This is a genomic window from Lyngbya sp. PCC 8106 (assembly GCF_000169095.1).
GTDB lineage: Bacteria > Cyanobacteriota > Cyanobacteriia > Cyanobacteriales > Microcoleaceae > Capilliphycus.
The window spans coordinates 41051-66081 of record NZ_AAVU01000025.1; the positions used below are offsets into that span (position 1 = coordinate 41051).

23 protein-coding genes and 3 pseudogenes are annotated in these 25031 nt (G+C 41.2%); 20 read left to right on the forward strand and 6 right to left on the reverse strand.

The window, feature by feature from the left end:
- The first annotated feature begins 180 nt into the window (after positions 1 to 180).
- From crtE to L8106_RS16955, 6 genes and pseudogenes are all read left to right on the forward strand, one after another.
- Positions 181 to 1107, forward strand: coding sequence for a geranylgeranyl diphosphate synthase CrtE (crtE, locus tag L8106_RS16925; protein ID WP_039896563.1), 927 nt, complete (start codon positions 181 to 183; stop codon positions 1105 to 1107).
- Between the two features lie 14 nt (positions 1108 to 1121).
- A complete protein-coding gene (locus L8106_RS16930; RefSeq protein WP_009785596.1) occupies positions 1122 to 1580 on the forward strand; it encodes a divergent PAP2 family protein in 459 nt (152 codons plus the stop codon).
- A gap of 90 nt (positions 1581 to 1670) precedes the next feature.
- A pseudogene (locus L8106_RS34250) lies at positions 1671 to 2856 on the forward strand (RNA-guided endonuclease InsQ/TnpB family protein).
- A 973-nt stretch (positions 2857 to 3829) separates the two neighbouring features.
- Positions 3830 to 5261 (forward strand): annotated as a pseudogene (gene ltrA, locus L8106_RS16940) (group II intron reverse transcriptase/maturase); the annotation flags it as partial.
- 63 nt (positions 5262 to 5324) lie between these two features.
- Positions 5325 to 6231: pseudogene (locus L8106_RS31595) on the forward strand (IS630 family transposase).
- Between the two features lie 5 nt (positions 6232 to 6236).
- Complete coding sequence (locus L8106_RS16955) at positions 6237 to 6632, forward strand: HNH endonuclease (protein WP_369748457.1); 396 nt, start codon at positions 6237 to 6239, stop codon at positions 6630 to 6632.
- Positions 6633 to 7025: 393 nt separating this feature from the next.
- Here L8106_RS16955 and L8106_RS16960 read toward each other — a convergent pair whose 3' ends face one another.
- From L8106_RS16960 to L8106_RS16970, 3 genes are all read right to left on the reverse strand, one after another.
- The gene (locus tag L8106_RS16960; protein WP_009785607.1) at positions 7026 to 7781 is read right to left on the reverse strand and encodes a hypothetical protein; all 756 of its coding nucleotides are present in this window, start codon (positions 7779 to 7781) and stop codon (positions 7026 to 7028) included.
- Positions 7782 to 7830: 49 nt separating this feature from the next.
- On the reverse strand, positions 7831 to 8157 hold the full coding sequence (locus tag L8106_RS16965) for an MgPME-cyclase complex family protein (RefSeq protein ID WP_009785608.1): 327 nt from the start codon (positions 8155 to 8157) through the stop codon (positions 7831 to 7833).
- Between the two features lie 65 nt (positions 8158 to 8222).
- Positions 8223 to 8939: a pyridoxine 5'-phosphate synthase gene (locus L8106_RS16970; RefSeq protein ID WP_009785609.1), complete on the reverse strand. Its 717-nt coding sequence runs from the start codon at positions 8937 to 8939 to the stop codon at positions 8223 to 8225.
- Between the two features lie 311 nt (positions 8940 to 9250).
- Between L8106_RS16970 and L8106_RS34495 the strand changes: the two genes are divergently transcribed.
- Positions 9251 to 9466, forward strand: coding sequence for a transposase (locus tag L8106_RS34495; RefSeq protein WP_369748472.1), 216 nt, complete (start codon positions 9251 to 9253; stop codon positions 9464 to 9466).
- Between the two features lie 476 nt (positions 9467 to 9942).
- On the forward strand, positions 9943 to 10392 hold the full coding sequence (locus tag L8106_RS16980; RefSeq protein ID WP_009785611.1) for a group II intron maturase-specific domain-containing protein: 450 nt from the start codon (positions 9943 to 9945) through the stop codon (positions 10390 to 10392).
- A gap of 253 nt (positions 10393 to 10645) precedes the next feature.
- Here the strand turns inward: L8106_RS16980 and L8106_RS34255 are convergent, their stop codons facing one another.
- Together L8106_RS34255 and L8106_RS16985 are read right to left on the reverse strand one after the other, a co-directional pair.
- Positions 10646 to 10777, reverse strand: a complete 132-nt coding sequence (locus L8106_RS34255; protein WP_255348894.1) for a hypothetical protein — start codon at positions 10775 to 10777, stop codon at positions 10646 to 10648.
- A 70-nt stretch (positions 10778 to 10847) separates the two neighbouring features.
- Positions 10848 to 11837: a TAXI family TRAP transporter solute-binding subunit gene (locus L8106_RS16985; protein WP_009785612.1), complete on the reverse strand. Its 990-nt coding sequence runs from the start codon at positions 11835 to 11837 to the stop codon at positions 10848 to 10850.
- Positions 11838 to 11868: 31 nt separating this feature from the next.
- Here L8106_RS16985 and L8106_RS32320 point away from each other — a divergent pair, with 31 nt between their 5' ends.
- Positions 11869 to 12039: a hypothetical protein gene (locus tag L8106_RS32320; protein WP_156803730.1), complete on the forward strand. Its 171-nt coding sequence runs from the start codon at positions 11869 to 11871 to the stop codon at positions 12037 to 12039.
- Positions 12040 to 12323: 284 nt separating this feature from the next.
- Here the strand turns inward: L8106_RS32320 and L8106_RS16990 are convergent, their stop codons facing one another.
- Positions 12324 to 13811 (reverse strand): TIGR03985 family CRISPR-associated protein, encoded by a 1488-nt coding sequence (locus tag L8106_RS16990; protein WP_009785613.1) that lies wholly within the window; start codon positions 13809 to 13811, stop codon positions 12324 to 12326.
- A gap of 90 nt (positions 13812 to 13901) precedes the next feature.
- Between L8106_RS16990 and crn3 the strand changes: the two genes are divergently transcribed.
- From crn3 to L8106_RS17045, 11 genes are read left to right on the forward strand one after another with little or no spacing between them, the layout of a single operon-like run.
- A complete protein-coding gene (gene crn3 / locus L8106_RS16995) occupies positions 13902 to 14801 on the forward strand; it encodes a CRISPR-associated ring nuclease Crn3/Csx3 (protein WP_009785614.1) in 900 nt (299 codons plus the stop codon).
- Positions 14802 to 14838: 37 nt separating this feature from the next.
- The gene (gene cas10 / locus L8106_RS17000) at positions 14839 to 17124 is read left to right on the forward strand and encodes a type III-B CRISPR-associated protein Cas10/Cmr2 (RefSeq protein WP_009785615.1); all 2286 of its coding nucleotides are present in this window, start codon (positions 14839 to 14841) and stop codon (positions 17122 to 17124) included.
- Positions 17121 to 17912, forward strand: a complete 792-nt coding sequence (locus L8106_RS17005) for an RAMP superfamily CRISPR-associated protein (protein WP_009785616.1) — start codon at positions 17121 to 17123, stop codon at positions 17910 to 17912. The genes cas10 and L8106_RS17005 overlap by 4 nt, the downstream gene beginning before the upstream one ends.
- Positions 17909 to 19150, forward strand: coding sequence for a CRISPR-associated RAMP protein Csx10 (gene csx10, locus L8106_RS17010; protein WP_009785617.1), 1242 nt, complete (start codon positions 17909 to 17911; stop codon positions 19148 to 19150). The genes L8106_RS17005 and csx10 overlap by 4 nt, the downstream gene beginning before the upstream one ends.
- Positions 19147 to 19587, forward strand: coding sequence for a hypothetical protein (locus L8106_RS17015; protein WP_009785618.1), 441 nt, complete (start codon positions 19147 to 19149; stop codon positions 19585 to 19587). The genes csx10 and L8106_RS17015 overlap by 4 nt, the downstream gene beginning before the upstream one ends.
- Positions 19588 to 19633: 46 nt before the next feature.
- Positions 19634 to 20803 (forward strand): putative CRISPR-associated protein, encoded by a 1170-nt coding sequence (locus L8106_RS17020; protein ID WP_009785619.1) that lies wholly within the window; start codon positions 19634 to 19636, stop codon positions 20801 to 20803.
- A 55-nt stretch (positions 20804 to 20858) separates the two neighbouring features.
- Positions 20859 to 21773 carry a CRISPR-associated RAMP protein Csx7 gene (gene csx7, locus L8106_RS17025; RefSeq protein WP_009785620.1) on the forward strand — a complete coding sequence of 305 codons (915 nt, stop codon included), beginning with the start codon at positions 20859 to 20861 and terminating at the stop codon, positions 21771 to 21773.
- A 29-nt stretch (positions 21774 to 21802) separates the two neighbouring features.
- Positions 21803 to 22762, forward strand: a complete 960-nt coding sequence (locus L8106_RS17030) for an RAMP superfamily CRISPR-associated protein (RefSeq protein ID WP_009785621.1) — start codon at positions 21803 to 21805, stop codon at positions 22760 to 22762.
- Positions 22762 to 23220, forward strand: coding sequence for a hypothetical protein (locus L8106_RS17035; protein WP_009785622.1), 459 nt, complete (start codon positions 22762 to 22764; stop codon positions 23218 to 23220). Before L8106_RS17030 ends, L8106_RS17035 begins: the two co-directional genes overlap by 1 nt.
- On the forward strand, positions 23217 to 24287 hold the full coding sequence (locus L8106_RS17040) for an RAMP superfamily CRISPR-associated protein (protein ID WP_009785623.1): 1071 nt from the start codon (positions 23217 to 23219) through the stop codon (positions 24285 to 24287). The genes L8106_RS17035 and L8106_RS17040 overlap by 4 nt, the downstream gene beginning before the upstream one ends.
- On the forward strand, positions 24287 to 24895 hold the full coding sequence (locus tag L8106_RS17045) for a hypothetical protein (protein ID WP_009785624.1): 609 nt from the start codon (positions 24287 to 24289) through the stop codon (positions 24893 to 24895). The genes L8106_RS17040 and L8106_RS17045 overlap by 1 nt, the downstream gene beginning before the upstream one ends.
- Positions 24896 to 25031 lie beyond the last annotated feature (136 nt).

Sequence of the window (25031 nt, forward strand, 5' to 3'; positions counted from 1 at the left end):
GTCAGAAGTGGTAAACTACCCATCGCCAACTCAGACTTATGGCGTGGGTCTCCTGCCGAAATCTAGATGAATGATGAATTATCAATCTTCCCTGTTTACTATAAAGACTGTTGACTGAAAAGTGTCACAAGACCCGTACAATGGGATTGACGAAAGATCATCAGTACGGAAAACAGCGTTATGGTATTGACTGGAGAAAACCCATCACCCCTAATCAAATCGACGTTTGACCTCTCAACCTACATGGCTGAACGCAAAGCCGAGGTAGAACAGGCTTTAGATCGTTCTATCGCGGTGATCTATCCCGAAAAAATTTATGAGGCGATGCGGTATTCACTCCTGGCAGGAGGTAAGCGTCTCCGTCCGATTTTATGCCTAGCGACTTGTGAGTTAGCGGGAGGAACGATGGAAATGGCAATGCCAACCGCCTGTTCACTGGAGATGATCCATACCATGTCGCTGATCCATGATGATCTTCCCGCTATGGATAATGATGATTATCGTCGAGGTCAATTAACCAATCACAAGGTTTATGGCGAAGATATTGCGATTTTAGCCGGGGATGGGTTGTTAAGCTATGCCTTTGAATTTGTCGCCACTCAAACAACCAATGTACCCCCTCAACAGGTTTTAGATGTGATTGGTCATTTGGGTCGAGCTGTGGGTGCAGCCGGACTGGTGGGCGGTCAAGTGGTTGATGTAGAATCAGAAGGCAAAACAGATATTACAGAAGAACAGCTTACCTTTATTCATACCCACAAAACCGGAGCGTTGTTAGAAGCTTGTGTGGTTTCGGGGGCAATTTTAGCGGGAACCTCTACAGAGAACCGAGAACGGCTCTCGCGTTATGCTCAGAAAATTGGTTTGGCGTTTCAGATTGTTGATGATATTCTCGATATTACGGCGACTCAAGAGGAGTTAGGGAAAACAGCCGGAAAAGATTTGACTGCTCAAAAAGCAACTTATCCGAGTCTTTGGGGATTAGAAGAATCAAAACGTCGAGCTAACCAACTGATCGCAGAGGCGCAAGCTGAACTTGCTCCTTTTGGAGAGGCGGCGACTCCCTTAGTTGCTCTAGCTCAATTTATTACCAGTCGCAGTAACTAGAGGTGTCTTACTCCATGCAAGACTTTGGCCATATTATCCAGAACCAAGTCCTGATGGTTTCCCTTTTTGCCTGTCTATTTGCTCAAACGGCGAAGTTGGCAATTGAATTAATTCGATTTGGGAAAGTCAATTTTCGGGCGTTGGTAACGACAGGGGGAATGCCGAGTTCTCATTCAGCGTTTGTCTCCGCCTTAGCAACCAGTGTCGGACAAAGCATCGGTTGGGAAAGTCCCGAATTTGCGATCGCTGTAGTCTTTGCTTTTATTGTCATGTACGATGCAACAGGAGTTCGTCAAGCAGCGGGTCAACAAGCTCGAATTTTAAATCAGATTATTGATGAGTTATTTCAAGAGCATCCCCAGTTCAACGAAGATCGCCTTAAGGAGTTACTGGGTCACACCCCTTTTCAGGTAATTGTCGGTTTAACTCTCGGAATTGTGATCTCTGGTCTAGCAGAACTGGCTTATCCCTAGTTTACCAAAAAAAGCGGGTCAAAAGCCCCGTCGTTCACGACGGATTATGTTTGTGCTACGATGGCTTATCGTCAGCGACGACGACAAATTATGCTCGTATATGAAATGAAGCTGCAAGGAACATATTGCCAGTACCGAAGCTTGGATGAAGCCATTCGGACAGGTCTATTTGTTCGCAACAGCGTCATCAGAGCATGGTTAGACGGTCAGGTTAAAAGTCGCAACGATGCCTACAAGCACTGCAAACTGTTGTCAGACAATCCAGAGTTTCCTTGGGCAACAAGGTTAAACTCAATGGCACGACAAGCACACGCAGAAAGAGCTTGGGCATCAATTGAAAGGTTTTATCGGAATTGCAAGCAGAAAATACCAGGCTCCAAGCGGTGCGACCCTGCGGATGTTCCATCCGCTCTGCGTAACGCGCACCAAGAGAAGGATTTCCAAAGTTTAAAAAGTATCAAGTTAGAGCATCTGTTGAGTACAAGACATCGGGCGGTCAACTTTCAGAGGACAGACGTTATTTAACGTTTACTGACAAGTTTCAAACGGGTACATTTAAACTTTGGGGGAGCCGGAACCTGCACTATTATCAGTTCAAACAAATCAAACGAGTGAGGGTAATTAGAAGACATGACGGGTATTATGCTCAATTTCTGATAGATTATGAGCGAGAGGAGAAAAAAGAACTCACAGGAAAACAAACGGGATTAGATGTAGGTTTAAACTATTTCTACACAGATTGTTCTGGCAACCAAATAGACAATCCTCGGTTTTTGAGAAAAGATGAACACAAGCTTAAAAAGCTACAACGTCGATTATCAAGAACTCACTCGGGCAGTCAAAATCGCCAGCCAGAAACAAATTAGGTAGAGCGCATCTCAAGGTTTCACGCAGGCGTAATGATTGGGTTTGTAAACAGGCTCAACACGTCATCGGGTCTAACGACTTGGTAGCGGTTGAAAACCTACGGATTCGCAACATGGTTAAAAACCATCAGCTAGCCAAGTCAATTAGCGATGCAGCTTGGTACAGGTTTCGAGAATGGTTAGAGTATATGGCGCGGGTTTATGGGGTTCCAGTTATTGCTGTTGAACCCGCGTATACTTCTCAAAACTGTTCAAATTGTGGTGAGAAAGTTGTAAAAACTCTTGCCACACGGACTCACAAATGTCCTCACTGCGGGTATATTGCTGACCGAGATAAAAATGCCGCCAGAAAGTGCGATTCGTTCAGTCTAAACCTGGAAACAGGGGGACGACTGGCTTCTGTTAAGTAACCCATAAGGTAGAGTTCGCACTTTAATCCTTAACAGATGACAACTTCATAATCTTGTAAGTGAGTGTAAGTATCCTAGAAAACACAAGTTTTACTCCTTCAGTACAAGGGTAAAAAGCATATTCCCCAAGGTAGAGACTAGCCATCAATCCTTGAAGCGGGAATAAAAGCGGAAAGATACTACTAGCCATAAAAGTGGTATCCCGTGAGCAAGTTCCTATGGATAACAAAAGTGAAGATAGCGTTTGAACCATCGTTACGGCAAACCAGTGAAATAAGGCTGATACACTGGGAGTCCCAAAAGGGCAATAGTCAGGGTGATCAGAGTATTTTTATCGGCTTATCTGTACTACCCTAAAACTCGGTGGAGAGCATCATCCTAAAGGAACAAACCAAAGGTTATGAGGAACGAAGTAACTCATCGACATATTCTCAAACTATGGTCGATAGAATGAGTATTGACATACTCCCCGTCGTAAACGAGCGGGGATTCTTGACACTTCAACGAGTCCTGCTACCAAGGTAGTCTTACAGTCCCTCTATGTCCGTTTAGAGTCTCCCAATGCCCTATGGCGACTAATATGTATCGTTTTTTTTTGAAATATTAACAATACTTTTCGCTTTGCTTCCAGGTTGGATTTTTAACCATTGCCCTTCGGTCTTTCCCTATTACTGGAGCAGTCCCGGTTTCAACTCTGATCTGATGAGTATATATCGCTGCACTCTTAGGTGGGGATTTCAACCACTTAAATTATCGCACAAGCCGTCCTAAAAGAACGGGGCTTGTATCCCAATTTCTCGGTCAGCTAAGACGTAACCTCTGCCACAAGGTAGGTAGTAGATGAGAAAGATTGAGTCAAAAGCCAACGCCTCTCCGTAATGGAAAAGGATATGCTAACAGACTCACGGTACAACGGATTGTAGAGGTACAAGTAGTGGTAAATAAGCCTAAAACAGATTCAAAACTGAAGACTGTGGGATGTAAACCGCCAACAGAATCACCCGAAGACATCAACGCCCAACTTAACTGGGTAACGATTGATTGGGATGACTTAGAGAAGCGTGTTTATAAGCTACAAAAGCGCATTTACAAAGCGTCTCGTCGTGATGATGTCAAGACAGTTCGCCGACTCCAAAAAACCCTAACCAAATCCTGGGCTGCAAAATGCCTAGCGGTGCGTCGTGTTACCCAAGATAATCAAGGTAAAAAGACGGCAGGTGTGGATGGTGTTAAATCACTGACCCCAAAGCAACGATTTAAATCAACTAAAAATGGGTACAAAGGTCAAACCCACTCGGAGAGTATGGATTCCGAAACCTGGGACAGAGGAAAAAAGACCTTTAGGAATACCGACCATGTACGACCGCGCATTGCAGGGACTTGTCAAACTGGCATTAGAGCCAGAATGGGAAGCGCTCTTTGAACCTAACTCTTATGGGTTCAGACCAGGACGCTCATGTCAAGATGCTATTGGAGCAATATTCTTAGCAATAAACAAAAAAGCCAAATATGTGCTTGACGCTGATATTGCTAAATGCTTCGACCGCATCAACCATGAACAACTCTTAAGAAAACTAAATACCTATCCAACCCTACGAAAACAAATCCTCGCTTGGTTAAAAGCTGGTGTCATGGATGGAAAAGAGTTGTTCCCAACATCTGAGGGTACGCCACAAGGAGGAGTAATATCACCCCTACTGGCAAATATAGCCCTTCATGGGATGGAAAACGAAATCAACAAACTTGCTGATACATTCGATATGAAACGTCCTGACGGCACACAATTAAGCAAGAGGGACAAAAGACAATCAGTTAGTCTAATTCGTTACGCCGATGACTTCGTAATCCTTCACGAAGACATAACCATTGTCCAAAGATGTCAAGAGTTTATTTCTGAATGGCTAAAAGACATGGGTTTGGAATTGAAACCAAGTAAAACCCGATTAGCCCATACATTAGAGGAATATAATCAGGAAAAACCTGGATTTGACTTTCTGGGATTCAATATCAGACAGTTCAAAGCAGGTAAATACACCTCCGGTAAGGTAAGAGGAAAACTACTAGGTTTCAAAACCATTATAACTCCAAGCAAGAAAAGCCAGAAAAGACACTACAAAAAAGTTGCAGAAACAATAGAAAAGCACAAAGGGCAATCACAAGCTGTCTTAATAAGACACCTCAACCCAATAATCAGAGGATGGTGCAACTATTTCTCAACCGTAGTGAGTCAAAAAGTCTTTGAGAGACTGAAAAACTTGACATATTGGAAACTAATCAAATGGGGTACAAAACGCCATCGAAACAAAGGAAGAAAATGGATATTTCCCAAATACTTCCAAAAGATAGGGGATAACAATTGGGTATTCGCAACCAAGCAAGAGGGTAAAAACCCGATGCGGTTACTATAGCAACTGCCAGAGCGGTTAGGACGTAAAATAGAAAGACTATTCTGATTGCGATCGCCAACCATGCCCAAACCTTATAGTTACGATTTCCGCAAAAAAGTGATAGAAGCCATTGAACTAGACGGCTGGAAGAAAAGTGAAGTTAGTCAACTGTTCAATATCAGTCGCAATACCATGGACTTATGGCGCTCTGCGAAAAGCTGAAACGGGAGACTATCAAGCTTTGCCCAATCAACCAAAGGGTAGTAACCATAAAATCACGAACTGGGAGAAATTTCGAGAGTTTGCTGTTGTTCATGGAGATAAAACACAAGTAGAAATGGCTCAACTTTGGGAAGAGAAAATTAGCGATTGCCGCAGCTGCGGCACTGGCGGAGCCAATCGCACAATCTCAAGAGCGTTAAAGAAAATCGGCTTCACACGAAAAAAAAGACTTATGGTTACCGAGAAAGAGATGAAGCTAAACGACAAAAATTTCTAGAGGAGTTGTCGATTTTACCTACAGAAAAAATTGTCTATGTTGATGAATCTGGAATGGATAGCCGTTCCGGAGTATGACTATGGATGGAATCTGAAAGGGCAGCGTTTTCATGCACTCAAATCCGGGCGACGTCAAGGGCGAATCAATATGATTGCTGCTCTGTGTCACCAAAATTTGATGGCAACTTTTACTATCGATGGAGCCTGTAATCGAATTGTGTTTGAGACCTGGCTAGAAAATTGTTTGTTACCAATACTGAAACCTGGGCAGGTTATCGTTATGGATAATGCTACCTTTCATAAAGGTGGACGTATTCAGCAATTGATTCAGGACGTAGGTTGTCACCTGTTGTACTTACCACCCTATTCTCCTGATCTCAACCCCATTGAAAAATGTTGGTCTTGGCTAAAAAGTCGAATTCGTCACCAATTAGACCAGTTTGATTGCTTACGAGATGTCATTGAGTCAGTTTTGCGATCGCTGTCCTAATAGTTGTGGCGACTGCTATACAACATAGCGATACAACAATTAGTCGTTATGTAAAAGTTAAAGACGATGCCAGTCCATGCAACGGCGACCTAATTTACTGGAGTACAAGAATGGGCAAACACCCTGAGATGCCAAAGCGAACGGCATTGCTGCTCAAAAAGCAAAAAGGGAAGTGCGCTCAATGCGGATTGTTCTTCAAAGAAGGAGATGTAATCGAGCTAGACCACATCATTCCTAAGTCAAAAGGCGGAAAGAATGAGTATAAAAATTGGCAACTTCTCCATCGACATTGCCATGATGAAAAGACCAGAAATGATGGCAGCATAGACAGAAAACTGTCACACAAACCCATCAGAATCCCTGAGAATTATCGATGGGAAAACGATCTGCTGGTGACGTGAATCATGACAATAGCCGTGTTACTGAGGAGCCGTATGATGGGAAACTATCAAGTACGGTTTTGGAGAGCAGTGGAGGGGGCGACTCCTTCACTGACTTTAATTATATTGAAATCTGCATTAAAACAGCTATCAAATAAAGAAACGGATAAGAAATCGATTAACGGATTAATTTAACTGCGAGTATCAGAGATTTATGCTGTCCTACAGATAACTTAATCCGTTCTTCCGCTTAATATCTGTTTTTAAAATACCGCCGGGCAGGTGGTAATTAACGCCTCTGAAGAGAATGCCCTCTGCTCTGTTGGGGAAACTCAACCTAGTAAGTCAGCTCGTGGAAAGAGGAAGCCCAGACAGTGATGTTTGGAATCTCCGTTGTTTACGACGGAGAGGATGTCAAGGGTTAATATTAGGGCTGATCAGCATTACACGGCGACTCTCTACCATCAGCGAGAAGAAACCGCGATTACTCAGTTTTTGCAATGTAGAAGTCGCGGTTTGTAAATCGTTGGTTTGAGTCACCAGTAAATAGGGACGCTGACCATAGGATGCTAAACCGACTTCTACTCCGGTGAGTTCTTCAACTTCTGCGGCTAATTCCGGTTGATTGAGATAGTCTACTAACACCGCATATCCTGAACCCAGTCTTCTCGGGTTAAAAGCAGCTTGTTCAGCGCGAGGACGAGGTTGAGTGAGAGGTTGAGGACGAGGTTGAGGACGAGGTTGAGTGAGAGGTTGTTCGATAGAACGAGGTTCTGTGTCTAACTCCGACGCAGGTGAACGACTCACCACTCGACGAGTCGGAGGACGTTGAGAAACCGTATCGGGTTTGACAACATAACTTCGCAAACCCGAATTACTTTTAATATAAGCCGCCCAATCTTCGGCAATCAGTTGATCTTCAAACCCAGCAACTCGCGTTACCAGATCATCAACATAGCGACAAACTTCACTTTCAACGTCACTCGGTAAGGTGCGACGAGCGAGATCCTGTTCAGCTTCCGTTTGACTGACAATCAATAAAAGATATTCTCCGGCGACAGGAGGTTCACAAGCCGAATTCGCCACAGCCACCTTTGTACTCAGGCTGTAGGTTAACAATCCCGCAAACGCCAAAAGCCGCAAGCATTCCTTCACACCAATTTGAAGCATTGTTTGGATCTCAACTGATCGGGAGCAAGCCTATTTTAGCAGTCTGTGATCACGCCACCGCCAAAGACGCCAACGGATCAGGAATACTCTGGCTCGGGGCTGGGAATTCCCCCGTGACGACAAACTCTAAGCGCAACTTCAACCACGTAATAAACTGTTCATTGGTGGAAATAACCGCCGCCGCAGGTTGGGGACATTTAGCCTTAACTTCGGCGAGTTCTGGGGCTTCGAGAAAAGCAGGTTGAGTCACTAACCAAAAGTCAATTTCTTTTTCCTGTTCTTGATAGTAGCGATGACGTTCTTGAAGAACTTCTTCTAAAGGTTCTTCTTCGGTGAGAAAATGTTGACTCGCTAAAAGATAGTAGTAAGTTTGCATGGTTCGTTGTCAATAATTGAAAAATTCGTTCTCTTGAAAAAACAGCTTAACGGATCACTCCAGGTTTAGGTCGCGAGCATGGCTTGTTTCATTTCCCTCACCGCCCGTTCCAAACCCACCAACACCGCTCGACTGATAATGGTATGACCAATGTTGAGTTCTTCCATTCCCTCGATACAAGCAACGGGATAAACATTCCAGTAGGTCAAACCATGACCCGCATTCACCCGCAGTCCTGCATCTAGAGCCAGTTTGCTCCCGGCGATCAAAACGGCTAGTTCTTTGTCTTGCTGCTCACCCTTGGCGTCAGCATAACAACCCGTGTGCAGTTCCACAAATACAGCTTTAGTACGAGCAGAAGCTCCAATTTGAGCCGGGTTCGCATCAATAAATAGACTGACAGGAATTCCGGCATCTTGCAACTGACCGACAACTTTCGTCATCCGCTCAATTTGACCCACGATATCGAGTCCGCCTTCGGTGGTCACTTCTTCGCGTCGTTCTGGAACTAAAGTAATATAGTCTGGTTTGATCTCTAATGCGATCGTCACCATTTCATCGGTTGGTGCCATTTCTAGATTGAGATGAGTCCGCACTGTTTCTCGCAACAGACGCACATCTCGTTCTTGAATATGACGGCGATCTTCGCGCAAATGCACGGTTATTCCATCAGCACCCGCCAATTCTGCAATTACTGCCCCCGCGACCGGATCAGGTTCGACCGTGCGACGGGCTTGGCGCAGTGTGGCGATATGGTCAATATTAACTCCCAAAGTCGGCAACTTAACCTTCCCTCGTGTTGAATGTTCCCGTTTTATCAGTTTACAGTTTACAGTCACCCGTGAAAACAGTTTACAGTTTTCTAGATAATTCTTTCCTTCTGACCTCACGAGCGTCAGCATTTAAGTTTAAAGAGGGTCAAATCTATTTGGCTAAGAGCAAAGAACCTTTGCCGATCCGATGGAGTCGTCAATTTCCAACTGGTTGTACGCCCTCAACAATAACGGTCAAGTTAGATCCCAGTGGTAGATGGTTTGTATCCCTTAAAATCAACGACCCAATCGACCACAAGCTGAAACCTGTCGATAAAAAGGTGGGGATAGATCTTGGCATCAGTAGTCTGTTTACTACATCTGATGGTGTTAAAGTTTCAAATCCCAGACACTTTAACAAACTGTACAAAAAACTTCGACTCGCTCAAAAGTCTTTGAACCGGAAAATCAAAGGTTCAAAAAACAGAGAGAAAGCCCGAGTTAAGGTAGCTCGTATTCAAGCTAAAATTTGGGAAAGAGTTGTTCGCCACATCTGAGGGTACACCACAGGGCGGGGTCATATCTCCGCTACTGGCTAATATTGCCCTTCACGGGATGGAATATCGGATCATTGACATCCTCCCAACGCCAACATTCTTTATGGCGTGGGATTCCCAAACATCACTATTTGAGTTTCTGCTTCTTCGCGAGCGGGGCGAGCGCACCTGCCCTCCGAGAGTTATTCCCTTTAGGTCTTAAGGTCGCTCCACAGACTATCCCCGCAAGTCCTGCGGTTAGATATGTGTCGAAATCCAAACTGAATTTCTTTTTAACTGTTGATTCAAGGGATGTTTATGCCATTGCCCCGTCATCAATTCCTGAGTCTACCAATTTGTCTGCGCCGCCAGGTGTAACTGGACGCGCGCACGCTCATGGCTGTCTGAATCCATTGTCTCGGGTGGGTCAGTGACCACTTGTATTGTACCAGAAATCTCTGTGCGGCATTCCTCCCAACTCCAACATTCTTTAGGTCGTGGGTCTCCTGCCGCCGGAAGATGAAGACATAACCGTTGTCCAAAGATGTAAAGAGATAATCTCAGAGTGGTTAAACGACATGAGATTGGAACTGAAGCCAAGTAAAACGAGGTTAACTCATACGCTTAATAGCTATGGGGAAGAAAAACCTGGATTTGACTTTCTGGGTTTGAACATCCGACAATATAAAATCGGAAAATATCATACCGGGAAAAACACACAGGGTAAACCTATAGGCTTTAAAACCATCATCACCCCTAGTCAGAAAAGCGTTAAGGTACATTACGACCAAATCGCCAAAGTAATAGACTCCCATAAAGCGGCAGACCAAAAGGCGTTAATAAAACACCTTAACCCAATTATCCGAGGAGGTCGTAATTACTATGCGTCAGTAGTCAGTAAGGAAGCTTACTCGAAACTAGATTACCTCATGTACCAAAAGCTATAAGCCTGGGCAAATTTCCGTCACCCAAATAAGGGTAAGAAATGGGTGGCCGATAAATATTGGCACAGAATAGGCAACGCTAACTGGGTATATTGCTCCAAGAAAGATGGAAAAATTACAGCTCAATTACTAAAACATAGTGCGACACCAATTGTCCGCCATGTAAAAGTAAAAGGTGATGCCTCACCCTACGACGGGAACTTAATTTACTGGAGAAGCAGAAACCTAAATCGTGAGGTTTGGGAATCCCTCGCTTTTAGCGATGGGAGGATGTCAACAAGACATTAATATCAGCATGACGATTCAGCTTTTGTACTTCTCGGACATTACCGTTGGTTTGGTCTAATGCGGCGGTAATACTGGAGTGACGGACTTGGTGCGGGGACAATTGCTTGGGAAGTCCGGCTCGTTGTGATCAAGTATTGATCGCATAATATAATCCACTCCCTGTCAATCGCTTATTTGGAAACAGGCAGCCGAGATGCCGACTCTTTAAAATAGCGCAATGCACCCGGGTGAAGGTTTTCAGGGTAGACATTTTCCATCGTATTCTCCAGGGTGGTGTATTGCCCCTGAGCTAGTCGCTGTACCAGTGCAGCTTGACCCTGATGGATCGCCCCAACCAGACGATAGGCAATTGAGTCCGGCAAATCGGGTCGGGCTAAAATTAACGACCAGAGTCCAACGGAATTAATAGCCTGGTCTTGTCCCTTGTAGGTATTGGCAGGGACACTCATCGTTTTGAGGTGAGGATATTTGCTAAGAATTTGTTGAATCTCAGTGGATGAGGGAGCAATAAAACGAGCGCCCTTTGGTCCATTCGCGACCTTCACAAAACCAGGCCAGCCAATGCCTGCACCCCATAATGCCGCTACCTCTCCACTTAGCACCAGGCGTGGGCCATCCGCTGCTTTCTCCAGAATAATGGGAGTAAAGTCCTGTTCCGGATTGAAGCCAATCCCATCCAGCAGATTAGTTGCCAGAATCCGCAGACCTGAATTGCGCGTCCCAAAGGCAACGGGCTTTCCTGTCAGGTCAGCGATACGGCGGTCTGGAGAATCGGCTCGGACGACGAACATACCGGGGTTAGGATACATCACAAATAGAACCTTCAAGCGGGTTGGAGACGGCTCAGGGTTCGCTAGCACTTGATGGGCGGCGTTGCCCTCGACTAAACCAATGTCAATTTTCCCGGTTTCAAGTAGGGAAATATTCTCGGTACTGCCACGAGTAGCGAGTGCTTTGACTTCGAGGCTGGAATCGGCTGCATTGACCACCTCAGCTAAATTCTGACCAAAGAGTTGAAATCCGCCCCCCTGCGTTGCCGTTCCCAAAATGACCTGAGTGGGGCTGTCCTGAGCCGAGATAGTTAGACTCCAAAGCATGGTGATCAGCATCACAACCAGAGTCAGAATGAGCCAGTGGTTTCTCAATCGAATCAGACGCATCCGAGAGGTCTCCTTGGGATTAATTCTGCCATTGACAACAAAATTCACACCGGGAACTACTTTCTTCCATCATGGCGTAAAAATAGTGAAGCTGACACTGGGAGAACTTCACTTCACTAGAGGATGCGATCGTCAAACTAATCCGAATGCGATCACTTACGGTTCGGAAAAGCCTAGACAAGATGAGACGATTATTCTATGATGTATTTATAGCAAAAATTTGGCAAAGTCAAGCGGAAGCGAAAACCCTGGGATGTTTGCCAAAAATGCCATAACCTCGACAAATAAATAGTTTCACAGTTTCGGTTGTTGGGTTTTGATGCCGGAGTCGGAATCTTTCGAGGGCTGAAATGAATCTCTTTTTGAGGTTTGCCAATTTCAGCTTCAGAATGACCACCCAGACTCACTTTCAGTCGGCAGACTTTCCAACATTAAATTCCCCGCAAGGGGATTGAAACAAAACGATATGAACATGAAAAATCTAGATTATTTTTCTGTCAGGAAATTAGAGTTAGAAAGATGATAATTGGATAACTCTACGGAGGCTTCTGCGATTAACTGTTGACGAACCGATAAAGGAGCAATCACTTCACCATTAGGACGCCACTGACGCAACCGCATTAAAACATTAATATCTCCGAGACGAATCCAAGCTTGATAATATCGATCCGTTGGGGAAGACTTTTCAATTAAATCAATCAATTCTTGGCGAGTTTTCAAGTCAGAAATTCGAGCATTAATTAGAGGAATCAGTCGAGAATAAGCAATTGGTTTAAACGTAGAATGTCGCACGGTTTCATCCACATACCATCGAGCAAAATCTGGCGGAAATCGCAGAATCAATAACTCGCGAGGATGATAAAAATTAAAACCCCAAGCTTCCTCCAAACTAGCTCTTACATCTTCCGGGGTGGGAAGTTCTCCACTGCGACGCAATTTTTGTAAAGGTTTTGGCATCTGCGGATCGCCCCAAGCCAACACTTTTAAACGTTCCGAAGAAATGCGATCAAGACGATAATTATGCCATCCAAACTCTCCCTTCGGATCTAAACCATAAGCACTTAAATACTTAGCTCGTCTCAAGTAGTGCAAACACACTGGATAAACCGTTACTGTAATTTGTGAACGTTCTCTTTTAAACTGTTGATTACTTATCCAATAATCAAATTGTACAACACCCCCTTCCGATTGTTGCCAAAGTTGTTCAAGTTGGTCTTGGTAAGTATCAACCCGATCCTGCTCTTCACCGGAAAGAATGTAATCCAAATGTAAAAAAACTCGTTGAGTTGGTTCCTCATCAGAATATTGAGAATTTGTTGTTAAGTTTTTCCAGAGTGAAGAAGCTACAATTTCTAAATTCGGCTGTACAAAAGAAACTGCCTCTAAAATTTGCAAGAGTTGCCAAATTTGCGTAGAATTTAACTCGGCTAAACTTGAAAAAGAATCCATTATGGGAGGGATCGGCAAAAGATGAGAAGCACAACAAATATAATACCCTTTTTTATAACTCTTTAGCCAACCCATTTTAACTAACTGGTGCAAATCATTTCTCAGGGAACGGTGAACAGTTGCAAAAGGTTTTTGAATGATAAAATTATCCAATTCTTCCGAGGTTAATCCTGTTAATTGGATGACTTGTTGACACCATTCTAGTTGAGATAAAGGCATTTGGGAAGTTAAAACCAACTCTTGTAAGGTGCGATGACAAATACAACTTTTATCCTGACAACTTGCTTCTAATTGTTCAACATTAAGCCGTTCACTTTTGCTATGACTAGAGGAAAACAGGCGATCGCGTAGAGGAGGATAGTTAAATTCTGTTGGTAACTCGTTCGACCAGTCAAATGTACCATATAACCGATCTAAAATTACCCAAAACCGCACCGAACGTAACAAACGATTGGCCAGTTGTCCAGTTGCCAACCACTGCAAAATCATCGGTGTGGGGGGATAAGTAAACGTTTGATGCCCCATATTGGAATACCCTATTTCCACACAGGAGTATAATAACACAAGAGATAAACCGCATCGACTGATAGGGTGCGGAATCAACAAATAAATCCCATGAATAAAATTCACCTAATATTAACGGCAATTCAAACCCTTCAAGGATTGAACTGTCAACTTTTAACCGTTGAATTAAAAACAGGTGATCGCATTATTTCCCCCGAAGATTTAATCGAATTAGAATTACCCCCCGGAATCGATACAACCCAAGGTGTTGTCATTAGTGGACGCGGCCCGATGTGGCTTTATGGATACTTAATTCACGAACTCCATCCCACCGCTTGGGTTGCCTGTCACGACCCCCGTTTAGGTGCCGTTGTTGTCGCTACTCATTCCCGACAAACTCACATTGGTCAGATAATTTTATGGGAAGAATCAACTCAAAAACTCTCTCCGGCGTTAATGGTTGTGGGGCCACCTGATAGTGGAAAAAGTGTATTTTCTCATGCTTTATTTCAAGCCTTATTACCTCAATATCCCGACATTTATCTGCAACGGGCAAATTGGGATGGAGAAGGAAATTATGTGTTAGAGTTAGACGAAGATATCGATCCGGAAATTTTCAAAGCAGCCAATAAAGGGGGTTTAACCCCAGAGTTTTTCACCTACCACGCCCAAGCCATTCTCCAACTGCGACGCCAGAAAAAACTGGTAATTGTTGATGTTGGCGGAATGGTACAACCGGAGAAAATGCCCGTGTTAGAAGCTTGCACCCACTATTTAATAATTAGTTCTAAACCGGAAGCGGTTCCCGCTTGGCATGAATTTTGTTCAGAACGGGGTAATTTAAAACCTATTGCTGAAATTTCTAGTGTTCTCGATCCAACCGAAATATTACATAAACAAGAACCCTTTCTTCAGATCACTTGTGGGCCTTGGATTCGCGGAAATGCTTGTCCGGTTCCCGAAGTTTTACTCAAGCGAATTCAAGCTTTAATTCATTCTTCTGCTTCTTGAAATCGTCTAAAATAAATGTTTAATCAAGGGTGAAAACATGACTCATTCTTTACCAGACTTATCCGTTGGCATCGCTTGGTGTTTAGCTTGGGGAGAAAATTTACAGCCTCAATTCGGTTTAGAAAATTTACAGCAAATCCGAAAAGCGATAGTAGAAAATAAAGAAATTCCAGAGGAACTACAATCAATCGTTGAACAGGTGAGGCAACTAGAAACTCTAGAATTTCCCGAAACCATAGAACAGTTAAAACAATTAACCGAAGACTATTCAAGCCTTTGGAACTCAAAAATCGGTTTAATTTACGGAGGCGCAACCAAAATAAAACAATATGTGTTTGAAGCATCAAAATTACCAGATGTTCGAGGTGCATCGGCACTGTTAGATCGGATTAATTTAGTTGATTTACCCGCATTTTTCGGGAAACATCACAAAGACCAAAAATCCGTAAGTATTTCGCAGTGGATGAGTGAAAATTTCCCAAATTTAGAAGCTGCTTTAATTCCAGAGTTAATCATCTATTCAACAGGCGGAAATATCTTAGCATTTTGTCCGGCTGCATTTGTCGATCAACTCTGTGATGCCATTGAAAAACGTTATACCTGGGAAACTTTAACGGCTAATTCCTGTGCGGTTGGAGATAAATTTAAGTTCCTTGAACTGCGTTTGGGTGTCCTTCCCGATACCATCAATGAAAACTTATTTTGGTTAGAAAAATATCGTCAAAATCGAAATAATCATCTGCTGGAAGCGTATTACAGACAGCCAGATGTTGACGAAGACGAAGAATTTAAAAACCGCAAAAGCTTTAATGAACTGGTCACAAAACTAGCAATTAAATTCAATCAGCGACGCAGTGGAAATCACACTGAAAACCGTCCAAGTCGCCGTTATCCGCCAATGTTTGAAACTCATCCTTATTTAGTTCGGGATGAAAGCGATCGCCGTTCAGCTATTGCTAAAATTGATGAAATTCCAAGTCAACCGCTTGTATCAGAAGCATTAGTTCGGAAAAAAATTGTGGGTCAAATTGCTAAAGACGAAGATTTACAAAATAAATTACCGACTTGGTTTAAGAAGCTTCAATTAGGTTGGCAACCCACAGGTATTAGAATTAAAAGTTGGGTGGCGGAATTTGAAGACTATCTAGAAAAAGAAGAAAACCGCGAACAGAAGGATAAATATTATTCGGAATGTTCTGAACCTAAATGTTACAAACCTAAAAAAGCTGGAACTGTGCGAGAATTAGGGAATGTGTATAACGGTTTTATTGCTTATATCTACGCCGATGGTAATAACATGGGAGGTTATATTCAGAAAATTAAAACTCCTCAAGAATACAAACAATTTAGCGAAGATATTTTTAAGGCAACAGAAGAAGCCGTTTATTATGCTTTATCTAAACATCTCAGACCCCATCAGTTAAACAACTTAACCGATCCAGATATTGAAAACAAAAATGGAGACTGGATTCATCCCTTTGAAATTATTACGATTGGTGGAGATGATGTTCTTTTAATTGTTCCGGCTAATAAAGCGTTAGAAGTTGCCAAAACATTAGGTGAAGAATTTGAAAAACTGCTGAAAGTAAGCGGTTATAATTCCGATAAAATCTACATTTCTAAAAAAGTGCATCGTTGTCATGGTGATCATCTTCCAACCGGAAATAATCAATGTGAACTCAGTATGTCAACCGGAGTTTTGATTACGGCTGAAGAAACACCGATTTACTATGCTGAGAAATTAACCAATCAACTTCTGAAATCTGCTAAAGAACGTGCAAAACTGTTGCGAAAACAAAAATATTATGGGGGAACAATAGACTTTTTAACCATGAAGTCTGTGACAATGATTGCATCCAGTATCAAAGAATTTCGAGAACAAGGGTTAACAAAAGAAGTTGGGACACAAAAACTAAGACTCTATGCAGCACCTTACACTTTACATGAAATTGGAGGACTTTTGAAAACAGTTCAAGCTTTTAAAAACGTAGATTTTCCGCGCTCGCAACTTTACCAAATTCGCAGTTTACTCGAACGAGGAAAACGCACCGCAATTCTAAATTATCGTTATTTTAGGGTACGTTTAACTCAAGGAAAAGGTACAATCAAACAATACTTTGAAGAGGCTTGGTGTTCAGCAAAAACAAATGATGGAATTATAGCACCCTGGATGTATGAAGAAGGAAAACGCGATCCAGACAAAAACGAAGAATCGTATTATGAAACAATTTGGCGAGATTTAGTAGACCTATTTGCTTTCACCGAAAAAACAAATACTGACTCATCAAAACCATCCGAACAACCAACGGAGGCGAATAAATGATCTCTCTAGAAAACTTCAATTTATCCATAGAATTTCACACCATTACCGCAACACTTGACACTGCTTTGTGTGTGGGTGCGGGAGGTTCATCGGGTTCTTTGGCGGATAAACCCATTCTTCGCAATACAGACAGAAATTTACTCATTCCAGCATCTCAAATCAAAGGTCGTTTGCGACATGAATGTGAGAAAATAGCCAGGGGTTTAGGTTGGGCTATTTGTCAATCTCCTACACCGAATACCATGTGTCCTCAACGAGAGGGTTTATCGGAAAATGAGGAACAAAAATTTCATCGTGATGATGAATATAAAATTGACGATCAATGTGATGATGAATATAAAATTGACGATCAATGTGATGATGAATATAAAATTGATGATCAATATCACTGTTTAATCTGTCAAATCTTTGGAAATCCTAGCTTACCCTCTCGCGTGTTATTTGATGATTTGATTTGTACAGAAAATCCAGATTATCTCCCTGAAGTTTTACGTCCGGGTGTCACAATTAATCGCCGTCGTCGCACCGCAGAGGAACAAAAACTTTACTTCTTAGAAACCTCTCCCGTTAACGCAAAATTACAATTCACAGGTCAGATTCATTTCTTACCCAATTGTCCTGATTATGCCAAAGTATTAATCATTGCGGGATTGCATCATATTCATGCGTTGGGTGGGAGTAAATCCGCAGGTTTAGGATGGTTAACTTGGAATTTAGAAAGCACATTATCTGAAATTAATACAGAGAGTTCAGCTTGGGAATTTCTCGCTAAAGGAGTCCAAAAATGAATCTAATTCAACTCGAAATAGAAGCATTATCTCCCCTCGCAATTGGTCGTCATAAACCAGGCGGTTCTATTAGTGAAGCCCAAGACTATATTCCCGGTTCTGTTATCCGAGGTGCGTTTGCTTCTGTTTTATTACAACCCAATCAACAACCCGAATCGAATGATGATTTTCACGCCCTATTTTTGAATGAAAACTCAGCAATTTTTCAAAATGCTTATCCAGCTATCTTGAAAGAAGGTAAGAAAGTACCTGCGGATAAAGAAATTGCTGTTCTTCCTGCAACAGTTCTCAGTTCCAAAGCCAAACCTGGTTTTAAAGACAAAGGAAATGGGGTGTTTGATACGTTAATTGATCGGTTTTGTGCAGAAGATTATGGTCAACTGTACGATCCAAATTGTCCGCCAAATTTTGATCGAGTTGATAATTTTAGCGGATTTTATTGTAAAATATATGATAAGTATCATCCACTCTCAGCGAACAAACGTCTGTTAACGAGAGTTGGAATTAACCGAAAACGGGCTACTGCTGAGGAATCGATTCTCTACAGTATTGAGGTATTGAATGAATCTCAACCCAAAAAGGAAAAGCCGTCTATCTATCGAGGTGCTATTCTTGTACCCGATAAAGAATTAGCTGGAAAGTTACTTGGTTTTATTAATAATCACAATGAATCATTTCGTTTGGGAGGTTCAACTTCGCGGGGGTTAGGGAAAGTAAAAATTAAGGCTGAGTGCAGAAAAAAATCCGATTCAGTTAAGGATAGAATTAAACAATTTAATGCTAAACTAAAAGAAAGATGGCAACTCTGGGGAAGTTTATTTATTCCGGCATCAGAAAAGTATTCACAAGAGCGAACCTACTTCACACTCGACCTTCAATCTGACGCCATCTTAACTGAAAATTGGCGGCGAACAACCGTTATTTCAGAAGCAATGCTAAAAGAATTTGCAGGGATTAAAGATTCGGAAGATTCATCTCTAAAGCTAGAAGTCGCCTATAGCAGTTATGACTATTATTCGGGTTGGAATGCGGCTTGGGGGTTGATGAAAGACGTTGAATTAGTCACGAATAAAGGAGGAGTTTATCTGTTTAGTATTAGTAAAACTCAAACTCAAACTTGGTATTCAGCTTTAGAAATTTTAGAAAATAAGGGAGTTGGAGAACGAACAAACGAAGGATTTGGACAGGTGCAAATTTGTAATGAGTTTCATTTAGTATTCCGGGAGAAAGCTGTATGAACGAAGATATTGAACAACAAAAAGAATTGAGAATTCAGGCTCAAAAAGAACTGAAAATTCAGGAATGTATTCGTAAAAAGGAAGATGAAATTGTGATTGCTATACAAACAGCTTTAAATAAGACAGCTTCATACGGCAAATTGGAAGAATCACAGTTTCGCAATTTAGTGAGAGTTGCAGAGAGTACGGAGAGTACAGAAGCGATTAAAAACTTTTTACGCTATCAAGTAGGGCGTGATAACAAATGGGGTCGAGGTAAAGAGTCTTTAGCTGAAACAATAATTAAAGACATTGATGGTAAGTTGAAAGAGATTACTCGTAAGATTTCAAAAGAAGCAAAGACGGAAGAATACAACTCTATTTTGATTCAGCTAACTCGTCGTTACTTAGGATATGGTGCGCGTTACCTGAAGTACAAACTAGAGGGTGAATCTTAAAGCCTTTTTCTCACTTTTATCACATTGTATTTAGGACAACAGAATTATGCCACAATTAATCATTTCAACAGTCGGTACAAGTTTATTGACGAATCAAATTGATCCAGATATTCATCCGAGGAACTGGCTAGAACGCTTAAATGAAGCAGCTAACTATACTGTTGAGGAAATGGAATATTATCCAGACGTTCAAGATATTCTTGAAACCTTAAAACAACGAGTCGAGGATAAACTCTATAATGAAAATACGGAAGATGATAAAATTCGAGAAATTAGTGCAGAACTTAATGGTATTTATGGTATCTATGAGTATACAGAGAAAAGTCAACAGGATCAACATTGGTTAATTGCTACTGATACAGCACAAGGAGAAATAGCAGCTAATATTGTCCAAAGTTTCTTAGAATCGAAAGGAATGAGGGTTCAAGTTTATGCTCCAGACAACCTATCTACAAGAAGTACAGAGAAATTTAAAGATGGTATTGATGAACTTTTGAAATGGGCAGATCAGACATTATTAGTACAGAAAAAATCGGGTGATGAAATTCGTTTTAACTTAGTTGGGGGCTTTAAAGCTTTACAGGGATACCTAAATACAATTGGAATGTTTTATGCGGATGAAATTATCTATATTTTTGAAGGAAATTCAGAACTTGTTAAGATTCCCCGCTTACCTATTGAATTCAAAAAATCAGTTATTAAACCAGTGCAATTTGCTTTGATGGCTACAGAGGTTGGTATATGGGTTAAACGATCAGAATTGGAAGGCGTTGAACCTGCTGATACTCTACTATTCATAGTGGATGATGAAGCGACACTGACAAACTGGGGAAGACTAACTTGGAATAACTGTAAGGATGATTTTCTGACAACAAAAAACTTACTTGAATTTCCCAAAATTAAGTATGAACAATCTTTTGAAAAAGATTATCAAAAAAATGCTACAGATGCTAATAAAAAATTAGATTTACATGAAGTCATTGCAGAAGTTTCTGCCTCAATGATTAAATATAATGGAGATACAACTCGCTTTGACCGAAGGTTAAATTTTTCAAGATATGAAGGAAAGAAAAAATGTGACGGCGGAATTTTGAAAAATCAAATTGATCACTTTTATATTAAAAATACTGGTAGAAGGGTAAGTTGTATCCTTGATCAAGGTCAACTCTTTCTTCGTCATTATGGAGAACACGATTATGTCAACGATAATCCTTGAGTTTAAAACTATAGGCTACAGTTTTTTAAATTAATCTCAATCAGGATGCACTCTTATGTTTGAAACATTTAAAAATCGACTCGAACTGACTGGAAAACTGACTACAATTACCGCATTACGCATTAGTGCAGGACGTTCCACCGAACCCATTGGATCGGATTTACCCGTGATTAAAGATGCGTTAGGAAGGCCTTTTATTCCCGGTTCTAGCTTCAAAGGCGCATTGCGATCGCGTCTTGAAAGTTTCTTACGAGGAATCTTAGGAAATAACCCTAAATTAGTCGGAAATCCGAGTATAAATGATGAATGGTCGCTCACTTCTAAAGAATTAGCAGACTTCAAAATGAAGAAACTCCAGAATATGAACTCCCTCGAAAAAGAAAATAAATTACATGATTATATCATAAAAAATACAGACTTAATATCGAGTTTGTTTGGTTCTCCTTGGATCGCCAGTAAATTTCAAGTCCGAGATTTAACTGTTGATACTAACACTTGGTTTGATCAATATCAAGAACGGGATGGAGTAGCGATAGATAGAGATACAGAAACCGCATCCGAAGGCAAACTTTATGATTATCAAGTTGTACCAGGCGGAACAGATTTTGATTTTAAAGCAGTTGTAGAAAATGCAGAAGATTGGGAATTAGGTTTATTAATGATTGGTTTGCATCAGTTTGAAACCGAACAAATTCCGTTAGGTGGCGGACGTTCTCGCGGCTTGGGTGTGGTTCGTTTAGAAATTGATAAAATGCGTTGGGTTGATGTTAATAAGAACCCAGATGATGTCAAGAAGAACTCAGAATTTTTGTTAGAATATCTCCAAAAAATCATCAGAAACGATAATACAGCCTATGAAGATGCTTCGGACTATAAAGATGAATGGGTTGGGAAACTGATTGAACATCTCAATACAAAAATATCTCAGCGTACTGACGCAGAAAATGCAGTTGAACAAAACAGAGATTAGAATCAATTACAATTTATTCAGGAAATAAAATGCACAAAAAATTAGTTAATCATTGCACAATCAATTTAACAATTATTCCAGACGGGCCGATTTTAATTAAATCGGGAAAAGAAGGCGCAGACCCGACAAAACCCGATATGGAATTTGTGGAAACTTACCACACAGGCGGACGTTCAATTTATCTTCCGGGGAGTTCTTTAAAAGGAGCGATTCGCGCTCATGCTGAACGCATTGTCAGAACCGTTGGACGAGAAACAAACTCCAATAATTCCAGCCTTCCTTGGGCGAATGATCCGTTAAATGATCAGTATGATTATCTCAAAATTAAAAATATATCCAGTTGCGATATTTACAAACTTTCCTCTTTCACGGATAAAATGTTTGGAAATACTTCAATAGCCAGTCGAGTTAGAATTGAAGATGCTTACCCAAAAGATAAAACAAAACTCAAAATAGAAGAACGTAACGGCGTCGCAATTGATCGCGTTTTTGGTTCGGTTGCTGTTGGGCCATTTAACTATCAAGTTTGTACATTTGGAGAATTTAAAACCAAAATTCACCTGAAGAATTTTACCCTCGCTCAGTTGGGTTTAATGGGTTTAGTTTTACGAGATTTGAATGATGGTTGGTTTGGTTTGGGGTTTGCAAAATCTCGCGGCTTGGGGACGGTTTCGGTGCAGTATAATTCTGCTAATGTTCAATATCCTGGTTGTATCTTTACAGAAGATAATCAGCAAATTCGCCTTCTCGGAAGTGATAAAATATGGGAAAAGACAATGTTATTAGGTGCGGGTGAATTTATTGAAACTAGCGAAACAGAACGTTATGGTTTTCCTACACATGACCATCAAGAAACACCTGTTGCTGCTCAATTGATGGATTTTGGATTTGGGGTAAAATTAACGTTTTCAGGAGAAGAACAGGTGAAAGATTTATTTACCCGTTCAGTTAAAGCTTGGAAACAACTGTTACAGCCAGGAGTAGCCTAATGAGTTTTGTAGGTTATAAAAACATTTCTTCAGTTGAGTTGAAAGAATTATTAACTCAAAATGCCAACTCTAATAGTTATTATTTTCTACGTTGGGTTGATAAAGTTAGTGGAATTGTTGAAGAATTACCCTCAACTTTTGAACAATCTCCCAGTCCTGAAGGACAGATGTTTAACTCAAGGTTAGAACTGCGTTGGGAAAAAAAAGGTTCTGGTTTTGAAGTTTTGCTGTTAAGTAATGGTGATTCTTTACCAGAGTTTTCAGCCATTAAGGAGAATGAAAAGGAATTGAAATGGGAAACAGAAGTGCGAGACGCTTATTTATACCAGCCAACGGTAACACGCTTTCCGAATCGTTTTAAATATCCCAATAATCTCAAGATTGCTCAACGTTATTTCAAAAATAAAAAGACTTCAACGGTACATTTTATCGCTCTCACAGTTCAGGAAAAACAATGACAAATCGCCCTGTCAGAAGACAAAATCGACCTAACCCACCCAGCCAACCCCCTGCTATAAATGCTGATGTAGGAGTCAATAATTCTAAACCCTATCAATTGGTTTCATTTCCAGAAAATCGCCCAACTTTGCAACGACCCGCCGGACATCAGCAATTTTTAAATGATCGAATTCATGGAACTCTTGAACTCAAATTAACCGTAAAAACGGCGGTTCATGTATCAACGGGTATTGTCGCAATGGGGAGTGATTTGAATACTAGGATTCCCTTAATTAAAACTATGATTCAAGACGTTGATCAAAACCTTTCAATTCAAGGAAGTTCATTAAAAGGGTGTGTTCGTTCAGTTTATGAAGCGATTACTAATAGCACGTTAGCCGTGATTACTCGAAAATATCAAGATAAAATTCCACCCGAACGTTTACCCTGTCGAAATAAAGCTCAACTCTGTCCCGCCAGTCAAGTTTTTGGGGCATTAGATTGGCAAGGATTAATAGAATTTAATGATGCAAAATGCGAAAATCATAACTTTGCAACGGGGTTTATGCCTTCTCTTTATCGTCCTAGACCCGACGAACGAACCGCCTATTTTCAACGGGGAAAAGTTGCAGGACGCAAGTTTTATTATCATACCATTCGAGCTATTGATAAAGGTCAAAATCAGGGAATTCCTGTTCAACAAGCGGCAAAAGAATATACATTCACAACCAAAATTCGCTTTAAAAACCTCAAATCTGCGGAACTGGGAACTTTACTGATTTCTCTCGGACAAGATGAAAACTACCCAATAGCATTGAAAGTGGGAGGCGGTAAACCCATAGGAATGGGAACAATGACAGTTGAAATAACCGCAGCTAATGTTTTACAAAATCAGCAAGATTTACGAGAACGTTATTCTAATTTTCAGCCTTCAGAAAACAAAAAAACGGGTGAAGAATTAAAGCAGTTTATTCGAGAAAAGATTCAATCGGCTCATTCGAGTTTGATTCAAACCACCCAACTTCAACAACTTGCTGAAATTTTAGGTTATCCAACAGATCGTGAACCCCCAGAAGGAATGTACTAATGTTAACAGAAAATCAGTGGACAACTGCTCACGCGATCGCCCAAACTTTGGTTCAAGAAAAAACAGATATAAATGAACTGAGAAAAGCGATTTCCTATCTTAGAAATTATGTCACTCCCAACGAATCTGGACAGAAGTTTTTCAACTATCTAAAAACCTTAACTAAAAATGGTCGAAGTATTGGTCACAGCAGACAAACTTCCAGATATTATGAAACAATAGAAGCAACTTGTACCCAATATCTCAAAGCCTATGAAAATGATTCAATAGTAATGTTGCAAATTCTCGGTTGGGTAGCGCGTTTAATGCGATATTACCAAAGTTCGGGGCCGATTGGAGAAATTGCGGCGCCTGTTGCTGAGTCTGCCCGTCAAGCAGAAATCGCTGAGGTTGTCGCATCGCAAGCGTTTAAAATCGGTCAAATTTTAGAGGCAACTGTTACTAACATTAAGGGAAATAAGGTGACTTATGAAATTTTGGGAACAATTAAATTAACGGAGAAAGAACCAAAAAAAGCAAGTTCTCTATCTGAAGGGCAAAACGTTCAGGTTGAAATTGTTGATTTAAAAGAAGATGGGAGTATTAAAAAGGTTAAACTTGCTAATTGAGAGAGTTTGTAACCACTAACTTTATTTTGAGTGCTAATATAGAAGGCATCAATCACAGCTATATCTGTCGGTTGATGTTTTTTTGATTTTATTAGGAGAAATATCTGTATGGATAGGCTCGAAAGCTCATACCCGC

Coding starts and splice junctions, on each gene's coding strand:
- L8106_RS16960 (WP_009785607.1), bottom strand. CDS start 7,781: ATGCTTCAAATTGGTGTGAAGGAATGCTTGCGGCTTTTGGCGTTTGCG.
- L8106_RS17030 (WP_009785621.1), top strand. CDS start 21,803: ATGCACAAAAAATTAGTTAATCATTGCACAATCAATTTAACAATTATT.
- crn3 (WP_009785614.1), top strand. CDS start 13,902: ATGAATAAAATTCACCTAATATTAACGGCAATTCAAACCCTTCAAGGA.
- L8106_RS16965 (WP_009785608.1), bottom strand. CDS start 8,157: ATGCAAACTTACTACTATCTTTTAGCGAGTCAACATTTTCTCACCGAA.
- L8106_RS17040 (WP_009785623.1), top strand. CDS start 23,217: ATGACAAATCGCCCTGTCAGAAGACAAAATCGACCTAACCCACCCAGC.
- csx7 (WP_009785620.1), top strand. CDS start 20,859: ATGTTTGAAACATTTAAAAATCGACTCGAACTGACTGGAAAACTGACT.
- cas10 (WP_009785615.1), top strand. CDS start 14,839: ATGACTCATTCTTTACCAGACTTATCCGTTGGCATCGCTTGGTGTTTA.
- L8106_RS17035 (WP_009785622.1), top strand. CDS start 22,762: ATGAGTTTTGTAGGTTATAAAAACATTTCTTCAGTTGAGTTGAAAGAA.
- csx10 (WP_009785617.1), top strand. CDS start 17,909: ATGAATCTAATTCAACTCGAAATAGAAGCATTATCTCCCCTCGCAATT.
- L8106_RS16930 (WP_009785596.1), top strand. CDS start 1,122: ATGCAAGACTTTGGCCATATTATCCAGAACCAAGTCCTGATGGTTTCC.
- L8106_RS17045 (WP_009785624.1), top strand. CDS start 24,287: ATGTTAACAGAAAATCAGTGGACAACTGCTCACGCGATCGCCCAAACT.
- crtE (WP_039896563.1), top strand. CDS start 181: ATGGTATTGACTGGAGAAAACCCATCACCCCTAATCAAATCGACGTTT.
- L8106_RS17020 (WP_009785619.1), top strand. CDS start 19,634: ATGCCACAATTAATCATTTCAACAGTCGGTACAAGTTTATTGACGAAT.
- L8106_RS16990 (WP_009785613.1), bottom strand. CDS start 13,811: ATGGGGCATCAAACGTTTACTTATCCCCCCACACCGATGATTTTGCAG.
- L8106_RS17005 (WP_009785616.1), top strand. CDS start 17,121: ATGATCTCTCTAGAAAACTTCAATTTATCCATAGAATTTCACACCATT.
- L8106_RS17015 (WP_009785618.1), top strand. CDS start 19,147: ATGAACGAAGATATTGAACAACAAAAAGAATTGAGAATTCAGGCTCAA.
- L8106_RS16985 (WP_009785612.1), bottom strand. CDS start 11,837: ATGCGTCTGATTCGATTGAGAAACCACTGGCTCATTCTGACTCTGGTT.